Raw genomic sequence first — 8,270 nt, forward strand, 5'->3', positions numbered from 1 at the left:
TCTACATCAATGTGCTTGCTACGCAAGAGGAAAGTCAAAGATGTACGGAGCGTGAATCAAATGAGCATCGTCCCCATCACATCCCCCGATCTGGATGCGGCCGAAGTCTCGTGGTTTGCGGCGCTGTGCTCGGACGATTACCAGTTTCTGGGCGTGCCCGATGGCGATCTGCGGTCCAGCTGGGACCACTGTTCCGGCATCGTGAAAGAGGCCGAGGCGCAGGGGTTTCGCAACATCCTGTGCCCCTCGTCCTATCAGGTCGGTCAGGACACACTGAGTTTTGTCGCAGGTTGCGCGCCGATCACCGACAAGATCAACCTGCTGGCCGCCGTGCGGTGCGGTGAGATGCAACCGATCATGCTGGCCCGCACCATCGCGACGCTCGATCACATGCTGAAAGGGCGGCTGACGGTCAACATCATCTCATCAGACTTCCCGGGCGAGAAAGCCGACAGCGCATTCCGCTACCAACGCTCGCGCGAGGTGGTCGAGATTCTGAAACAGGCCTGGACGCGGGATGAGATCAATCACGCGGGTGAGGTCTATAACTTCTCGGGCCTGACCACCGACCCCGCCAAGCCCTATCAGACCGACGGCCCGCTGCTCTATTTCGGCGGCTACTCGCCGTCTGCTTTGGACCTGTGCGGCGAGCATTGCGACGTCTATCTGATGTGGCCTGAAACCAAGGACCAATTGGCCGAACGGATGAAGGCCGTTCATGCAGTTGCCGAGAACTACAACCGCACGCTGGATTACGGCCTGCGTGTCCACATGATCGTCCGCGATACCGAGGCCGAGGCGCAGGAATACGCCGACTACATCGTCTCGAAACTGGATGACGACTATGGCCGCGCGATCCGGGAACGGGCGCTGGACGCGACCTCGCTGGGTGTGGCGCATCAGTCAAAGAACCGCGATCTGGCCGATGAGTATGGCTATGTTGAACCCGGCCTGTGGACCGGTGTCGGACGCGCACGGTCGGGCTGTGGTGCTGCGCTGGTCGGGTCGACCGATCAAGTTATGTCCAAGATCGAGGAATATCAGAAGATGGGCATCCGCGCCTTCATCTTCTCGGGCTATCCGCACATGGACGAGGCCAGGCACTTTGGTGCCCGCGTGATGCCGAACCTGAAAACCTGCTCGCTGCCCGAAGCCTATGGGCGCGTGCCCGCAACACCCCCGGCGACCCCGCTGGGCAATGGAGTTCGTCGCTGATGCAACGTGTGAAACTATCCGACACGCTGGAGCTAAGCCGCCTGGTCTATGGCATGTGGCGGCTGGGCGATGACAGCGACACGTCCGTGGGCCATGTCGAGGCCAAGATACAGGCTTGTCTGGATCAAGGTATTACCACATTCGATCAGGCCGATATCTATGGTGGTTACACTGCCGAGGCGGTTCTGGGCAACGCGTTGCGCGCCAACCCCAGCCTGCGCCAGCGGATGGAGATCGTCACCAAATGTGACATCATCGCGCCGATGGGCCGGTATGCGGATGCCAAGGTCAAGTATTACGACACCTCGCGCGACCATATCCTGAAGTCCGTCGATACCTCTCTGTCGGAAATGGCGATTGACCATATCGACCTGCTGCTGATCCACCGTCCCGACCCGTTCATGGACCACCACGAAACCGGTGCCGCACTGGATGAGGTTGTGGCCAGCGGCAAGGTCGGCGCGGTTGGCGTGTCGAACTTCCGCCCCTGGGACTGGTCGCTGCTGCAATCGGCGATGAAAACGCAGCTGGTCACCAACCAGATCGAGATCTCTCTGGGCGAAATCAGCCCCTTCACCAACGGCGATCTGGCCTTTCACCAGCTGCATGGGCAACCGATCATGGCATGGTCGCCTCTGGGCGGCGGTCTTCTGATGGCCGGAAACCCGCCCGTGGGCGTCGTCGCTGATGAGATCGCAGCCGCGTTCGGCGTGGATCGTGCTGCCGTGGCCGTGGCGTTCCTGTTGGTCCATCCGGCAAATATCCTGCCGGTTCTGGGCACCAATAACCTGAGCCGCATCAAAACCATCTCGGACGCTCTGAAAGTCAATCTGGATCGTGAAAGGTGGTATCGCCTCTATGAGGCGGCACTGGGGCATGAGGTACCATGATGAACGCCATCTCAAAGGACATGACCCGCACATTCGTTCCCCACAAGGACGACACCCGCACCCTGCGCGACGCCTTTGGCCGCTTTGCCACGGGCGTCACCATCGTGACCTGCGACAGCGCGGATGGCCCGGTCTGCATAACCGCCAACAGCTTTTCGTCCCTGTCACTGGACCCGCCGCTGATCATGTGGGCGGGCGACCGTAACTCGCGCCGCTTCCCCTATTTTCACAAGGCCCGCCATTTCAGCGTGCATGTGCTGTCGGCGGAACAGGCCGAACTGTGCTTTGGCTGCTCGAAAGACGCCTTTGCGCTGCGCGATATCGATCATGAGCGGTGCACGAACGGAACGCCGCTGCTGTCGGATTGCCTGGCGCGGTTCGAATGCGAACAACATGCGTATCACGACGCGGGTGATCACGTCATCGTCGTCGGAAAGGTTCTCAAGGCCAGCATGGCGGACGGAGACGCGCTGACCTTTTACGCCGGAAAACTCGGCCAATTCGCGAAAACCTAAGCGCGATCTGACGACCGTGGGACAAACCCGCGGCTGAACAAGGGAGGATCCGCATGGGCGGACTGGCATCGGCGTTAGCGCCGATTGCATTCGTGAACGAAACCGCGCTGCGTCTGGGCCGCGCGGTTGGTGTCGTTGCGATTGCACTCATGGTGATCGCGATCCTGATACAGGTGTTCTTCCGATACGTTCTGGGCAACGCGCTGCCCTGGCCGGATGAGGCCGCGCGGTTTTGCATGTTGTGGATGACCGGCCTGATGGCCCCCACCGCCTTTCGGCGCGGCGGTTTTGTGGCCATCGACATGCTGCAAAGGTTCCTGCCGCGCGTCATCGGCCAATCGCTCAACCTGTTCCTGTTGCTGATCTCGCTCGCTGTGCTGCTGGTCGCGGTCAATATTGGCTGGTCCGAAGTCACCGGCTTTGGCGGCAAATTCGCCACCGCCGCGCTGTATCTGCCTACCTCATTCGGGTTCGACGAATGGTATCGCATCCCGCGTAGCTGGATGATGGCCTCGCTGCTTGTTGGGGTCATCCTGCTGATCTCGGTGAATATCGAGCTGATCCTGCGGTCGTTCATCACTCTGCTGGGCGGAGGTCACCTGTTGCCCGAAATTCCTGACGCGGCAGTGGGGGCCGAATAAATGCTGATCTGGTTCCTGCCCACCTTCCTGATTTTCCTGCTGATCGGTCTGCCGGTCTTTTTCGCGTTGCTGGCCGCCCCGGGTATCCTGCTGTGGCTGAATGGCCAAACCAACGACATCACGCTGCTTTATCGCAATGTCTACAATGGCATGGACAGCTTCCCGCTGATGGCGATCCCCTTCTTCATGCTGGCCGGAGAGTTGATGAACCGCGGCGGCATCACCATCCGCCTTGTCGAGTTTTCGCAGGCCCTGATGGGCCACCTGCGCGGCGGTTTGGCTCATGTGAACGTGCTGAGTTCTATCCTCTTCGCGGGCCTCTCGGGCTCGGCGGTGGCCGACACGTCGGCGCTGGGGTCGATGCTCATCCCGGCGATGGAGAAACAGGGCTATACCCGCAAATTCGCCGCCGCGATCACAGCGGCGAGTTCGGTGATCGGGCCGATCATCCCGCCTTCGGGCATCATGATTATCTATGCCTACGTGATGGGCGAAAGCGTGGCCGCCCTGTTCCTTGCAGGTATCGTGCCCGGCGTGATGGTTGGTGTTGGTCTGATGCTGATGATCAAACTCATGGCCGACCGCTATGATTTCCCAGTCGCCAGCCGCAAATACACCTGGCCCGAACGGCGTCAGGCCAGCCTGAAAGCCTTCTTTCCGCTGATGACCCCTGTGATCATTCTGGGCGGCATTCTGGGTGGCATCTTCACCCCGACCGAGGCTGCGGCCGTCGCCGTGGGATACGCCTTTATCATCGGTTTCTTTGTCCTGCGCACGCTGACGTGGAAAGAGGTGCCTGAGGTGCTCAGCAACGCAGGCATGACCTCAGCCGTCGTTCTGCTGCTGGTCGGCGCGGCGATGGCGTTCAAAACCGTGGTCAGCCTCAGCCATGCGCCGGAACAACTGGCCTCGCTGATCCTCAGCCTGTCGGAAAACCCGCTGATCCTGCTGTTCCTGATCAACCTGCTGCTGTTCATCGTCGGCATGTTTTTGGACGCGGGCCCTGCGATCATCATCCTTGGGCCCATCCTTGGCCCCATCTTCACCAGCCTCGGTGTCGACCCGATCCACTTCGCCATCATCATGAGCGTCAACCTGACCGTTGGCCTCGCCACGCCGCCGATGGGCCTGGTCCTGTTCGTGGCCGCCGCCGTGTCCCGTGAACGGGTCGAAACCATCGCCAAGGCGATCCTGCCGTTTCTGGCGGTCGAAATCATCGTGATCTTTCTGATCACCTATATCCCCGCACTATCCATGACGATCCCGAGGATAACGGGATTTGCCAACTGAGTATCACAGGGAGGAAACGCATGCTCAGAGACTTCATCAAAACCGCAGCGGTGGCCACATCGCTTGTGGCCGCGTCCGCCATGGCAGCCACGGCCGCCGACTACACGCTGCGCGCCACTGCCAATTCGAACGAAAATGACGAGGATTATGACGGCCTGATCGTCTTCAAGAACTATGTCGAGGCCGCCTCGAATGGAGCAATCGAGGTCGAGCTGTTCATCGGCACCCAGCTGTGTTCGAACGGGGCCGAGTGCTTACAAGGTGTGGCCGAAGGTCAGATCGACATCGTCATCCAGACCTCGAGTGGCACGTCAGGTATCTTCCCCTTCGTTCAGGTGCTGGACTTGCCCTATCTGATGTCGGATGACCGCGTGGCCGAAGCGGCGCTGGCCAACGGCTCTTCCTTCGTGACAAAAATGCAAGAGATGGTCGCCGAAAACTCGGGCGGCGCATTGCGCCTGATGACCATCGGCAATACCGGCGGCTGGCGTAACTTTGCCAATACTCAACGCCGCGTCCAGAACCCTGGCGATATGGAAGGGTTGAAAATTCGGACAGTTGTCGCTGACTTGCCGCAGGAGCTGGTCAAAGCACTTGGCGCAGCCCCGACGCCGATCCCGTGGCCGGAACTGTTCACCTCGTTCCAGACCGGCGTAGTTGAAGGGTCCAAGAACGGCATCACCGACATCATGAGCATGAAGTTCCCCGATGCCGGTCTGAAATACATCACGCTGGACGGGCACGCATACATGGGTGCGTTGTGGTTCATGAACAACGAAAAGTTCATGTCGATGCCGCCTGAGCTGCGCAATGTCATCGTCGATGGGTTCTATCAGCTGCAGCAGGCCACATTCGCCTCGCCCAAGCGCAAGTCAATCCAGGCTTATGAGGAATTCGTGGCCGAAGGTGGCGATCTTTATGTGCCGACACCGGAAGAGAAGGCCGCATTCAAGGAAGCCGCTGCACCTGTCTATGATTGGTTCAAGGCCAATGTCGATGGCGGAGAAGCAGCCTTTGACGCCTTGGCCGCGGCAGTTGCCGAAGCAGAAGCCGAGATTGCAGCAACCCGCGCAGCCGAAACGCAGTAAAGCGGTCTGACAAGAGAACCTTGCGCGCGGCCCCGTCGCGCGCAAACCTGCCCCTCGCCGGAGAAACTCTGATGCTCGACCAAACCGATGCATTTCGCCGCCAAGGTTACCTCGTCTTCGAAAATGCGCTCAGCCCGGAAGACCTGCAGATGCTGCGCGGCACCTGCGACACGCTTCTGGAGGAGCCTGCCCATGATGGCGGCGGCAATGTGCACAAAATCGGGCTAGGCGATGCGCGCCGCTTTCTGCGCCATCGCCATGCCGAGTTCCCGTCTTTGGAGGACTTCTTGCTCGGCCCCAAGATCGCCGAAATCATCAGCGCCTGCGGAATCGAAGACCCGATGCTGTTCAACGAGCAGTTTGTGGTCAAAGGCGCGGGCAAAGGCGCGAGTTTCGCCTGGCATCAGGACGGCGCCTATGTCGGCTTTGATCACACACCCTATCTGACCGTCTGGATCGCAGTGGATGATGCAACCGAAGAAAACGGCTGCGTTTATATCCTGCCGCGTGACCTTGACGCCGAGCCCGGTCTGGACCGGCATGAATGGCAGGATGAAAGCAACGAGCTTAACGGGTATTTCGGCGAGGATACAGGCACTCCGATGACCTGCAAGGCGGGCACGATCGTGACCTTTTCCAGCCTTACGCTTCACAGTTCAGGGGCGAACACAACCGACAGCCCGCGACGGGCCTTTGTGTGCCAATATTCCTCGGGGCCGATCATCGACCCTGAAACCCACGCCCCAAAACGGTTTGCGAAACCGTTGCGGGTTTGATCCATCATCTGAAAGGGTACATCCACCCTTTGTAATCATTGACCAGAATATGCGCCCTTTCGATCTGCTCCGGCGACATTTTCTTGACCACTTCCTCAAGGCTGATCGCCGCGTCGGGATCGCCTCCAATCGCGCTGAGCGTATACCACATGTAAGCCCGCACCAGATCGGGCGCGGGCATGCCCAATCCCAGCTCATAGTACCATCCGACCCCCGACTGCGCCCCCGGATGCCCCTTCATCGACGCGCGAAGATACCATTCAAACGCGCGTTCATAGTCCTGCTCGACCCCAAGACCCAGCCCGTACATCACACCGATCAGTTCCTCGGCCTCGGCATTGCCCGACCGGGCGGCGGGCAACAGTTCCTCGCGCGCGGCCTCAAACTCCCCCGCCTCCATCAGATCGCGCGCCTGTTCCAATTCGGCTATCGCAGGGTTCGCAAGCAGGCAAAGGGCAAATACAAGCTGGCGCATGGGGTTGTGTTCCTTTTGGCCGGGACTGCTGCGGCACAGGATTTACCGCGCCCGCTGACCGATGATGACTTCATCCCCTTTGATATGGAACAGGCCGCCATCGGTCATCAATTGTTTTATGATCCGATCCTGTCGGGCAACCGGAACATATCCTGCGCCCACTGCCACCACCCGGATTTCGGCACATCAGACGGGTTGTCGCTGGGTATTGGCGAGGGTGGTCAGGGTCTGGGGCCGGACCGCACACCCGGCATCGGAGCAGACAAGATCCGCAAACGCATCCCACGCAATTCGCCGGGGCTGTGGAACCTTGGCGCGCGCGAGCTTGATACTGTCTTCCACGATGGTCGGCTGAGCATTTCTGATGTCTACGGCAACGGCTTCAACTCACCCGCGCAGGAATGGCTGCCCGAGGGGCTGAACTCTCTGCTCGCCGCACAGGCGCTGTTCCCCCTGACATCGCAATTCGAAATGGCGGGGAATGTCGGCGAAAATCAGGTGACCGGGGCCGTCGCTGACCGGATCGATCTGGGCTGGCCCATTCTGGCCAAACGCGTCCGTACCGATCCGCGATACGGTCCCGCGATGATAAAGGCATTCGACGAGGTCCAAAGCACCCAAGACATCACGATCACCCAGATTGCCAACGCTCTGGCTGCTTTCATGGCCATCGAATGGCGCAGCACCGACAGCCCGTTCGACCAATATCTGGCTGGCGACCCCAATGCCCTTACCAAAGTTCAGAAAGACGGCATGACGTTGTTTTACGGCAAGGCAAACTGTTCGACCTGCCATTCCGGACCGCTGATGACCGATCAGCAATTCCACGCTTTGGGTTTGCCCCCGTTTGGCCCCGGCCGCACCCGCCAATGGGACCCTTACGCCCGCGACGTGGGCCGTATGGGCGAAAGCAACCGGATCGAGGACGCCTATCGCTTCCGCACCCCAATGCTGCGAAACGTCGCCCTGACCGCGCCTTACGGCCATAACGGCGCCTTCCCGGACCTTGAAAGCATGATCCGCCACCATTTGGACCCAAAGACCAGCTTGGCGAACTGGACACCCGCCATGGCGGCTTTGCCTCAGGTTCCCTGGCTACAGAAGGCAGACTTCGTTGTCTGGCAGGATCGTTTCGAAATGCAACGTGTGCGCAACACAATCGATATCTCCTCGGTCGCGCTAACCGATGCAGAAATCGACGCCCTCGTCGCATTTCTGAATGCACTGACCGGGACGAGCGTGGACACGCCGCCTTTCGGCGTTCCAAAAGGGTTCGAACCCTAAAGAAAACCCCCCGCCTTTTTGTGGCGGGGGGTTTTGTTGTTATTCAGCTGCGTCTTTGTATGCGTCCATTGGGGGGCATGTGCAGACGAGGTTTCG

General features: G+C 59.8%; 9 protein-coding genes. 8 read left to right on the top strand and 1 reads right to left on the bottom strand.

Annotation, left to right across the window (positions count from 1 at the left end; genetic code table 11):
- Positions 1 to 60: 60 nt before the first annotated feature.
- The 7 genes from ACR0C9_RS10945 to ACR0C9_RS10975 all read left to right on the top strand — a co-directional run bounded on the left by ACR0C9_RS10945 (position 61) and on the right by ACR0C9_RS10975 (position 6,415).
- Positions 61 to 1,215: an LLM class flavin-dependent oxidoreductase gene (locus ACR0C9_RS10945; protein ID WP_480781009.1), complete on the top strand. Its 1,155-nt coding sequence runs from the start codon at positions 61 to 63 to the stop codon at positions 1,213 to 1,215.
- Positions 1,215 to 2,105, top strand: coding sequence for an aldo/keto reductase (locus tag ACR0C9_RS10950; protein ID WP_480781010.1), 891 nt, complete (start codon positions 1,215 to 1,217; stop codon positions 2,103 to 2,105). Before ACR0C9_RS10945 ends, ACR0C9_RS10950 begins: the two co-directional genes overlap by 1 nt.
- Positions 2,105 to 2,620 (top strand): flavin reductase family protein, encoded by a 516-nt coding sequence (locus ACR0C9_RS10955; protein ID WP_480781011.1) that lies wholly within the window; start codon positions 2,105 to 2,107, stop codon positions 2,618 to 2,620. The genes ACR0C9_RS10950 and ACR0C9_RS10955 overlap by 1 nt, the downstream gene beginning before the upstream one ends.
- A gap of 53 nt (positions 2,621 to 2,673) precedes the next feature.
- On the top strand, positions 2,674 to 3,261 hold the full coding sequence (locus tag ACR0C9_RS10960; protein WP_170523682.1) for a TRAP transporter small permease subunit: 588 nt from the start codon (positions 2,674 to 2,676) through the stop codon (positions 3,259 to 3,261).
- Positions 3,262 to 4,551 carry a TRAP transporter large permease gene (locus tag ACR0C9_RS10965; protein ID WP_170378746.1) on the top strand — a complete coding sequence of 430 codons (1,290 nt, stop codon included), beginning with the start codon at positions 3,262 to 3,264 and terminating at the stop codon, positions 4,549 to 4,551.
- Positions 4,552 to 4,571: 20 nt separating this feature from the next.
- Positions 4,572 to 5,639, top strand: coding sequence for a TRAP transporter substrate-binding protein DctP (gene dctP / locus ACR0C9_RS10970; RefSeq protein WP_170455385.1), 1,068 nt, complete (start codon positions 4,572 to 4,574; stop codon positions 5,637 to 5,639).
- A 71-nt stretch (positions 5,640 to 5,710) separates the two neighbouring features.
- Positions 5,711 to 6,415, top strand: coding sequence for a phytanoyl-CoA dioxygenase family protein (locus ACR0C9_RS10975; RefSeq protein ID WP_480781012.1), 705 nt, complete (start codon positions 5,711 to 5,713; stop codon positions 6,413 to 6,415).
- Positions 6,416 to 6,419: 4 nt separating this feature from the next.
- Here the strand turns inward: ACR0C9_RS10975 and ACR0C9_RS10980 are convergent, their stop codons facing one another.
- On the bottom strand, positions 6,420 to 6,890 hold the full coding sequence (locus ACR0C9_RS10980; RefSeq protein ID WP_170455389.1) for a tetratricopeptide repeat protein: 471 nt from the start codon (positions 6,888 to 6,890) through the stop codon (positions 6,420 to 6,422).
- A gap of 15 nt (positions 6,891 to 6,905) precedes the next feature.
- On the opposite strand from ACR0C9_RS10980, the gene ACR0C9_RS10985 reads away from it, so the two are divergent.
- Positions 6,906 to 8,174, top strand: coding sequence for a cytochrome c peroxidase (locus tag ACR0C9_RS10985; protein ID WP_170455418.1), 1,269 nt, complete (start codon positions 6,906 to 6,908; stop codon positions 8,172 to 8,174).
- Positions 8,175 to 8,270 lie beyond the last annotated feature (96 nt).

This window comes from Ruegeria sp. C12 (genome assembly GCF_056537745.1).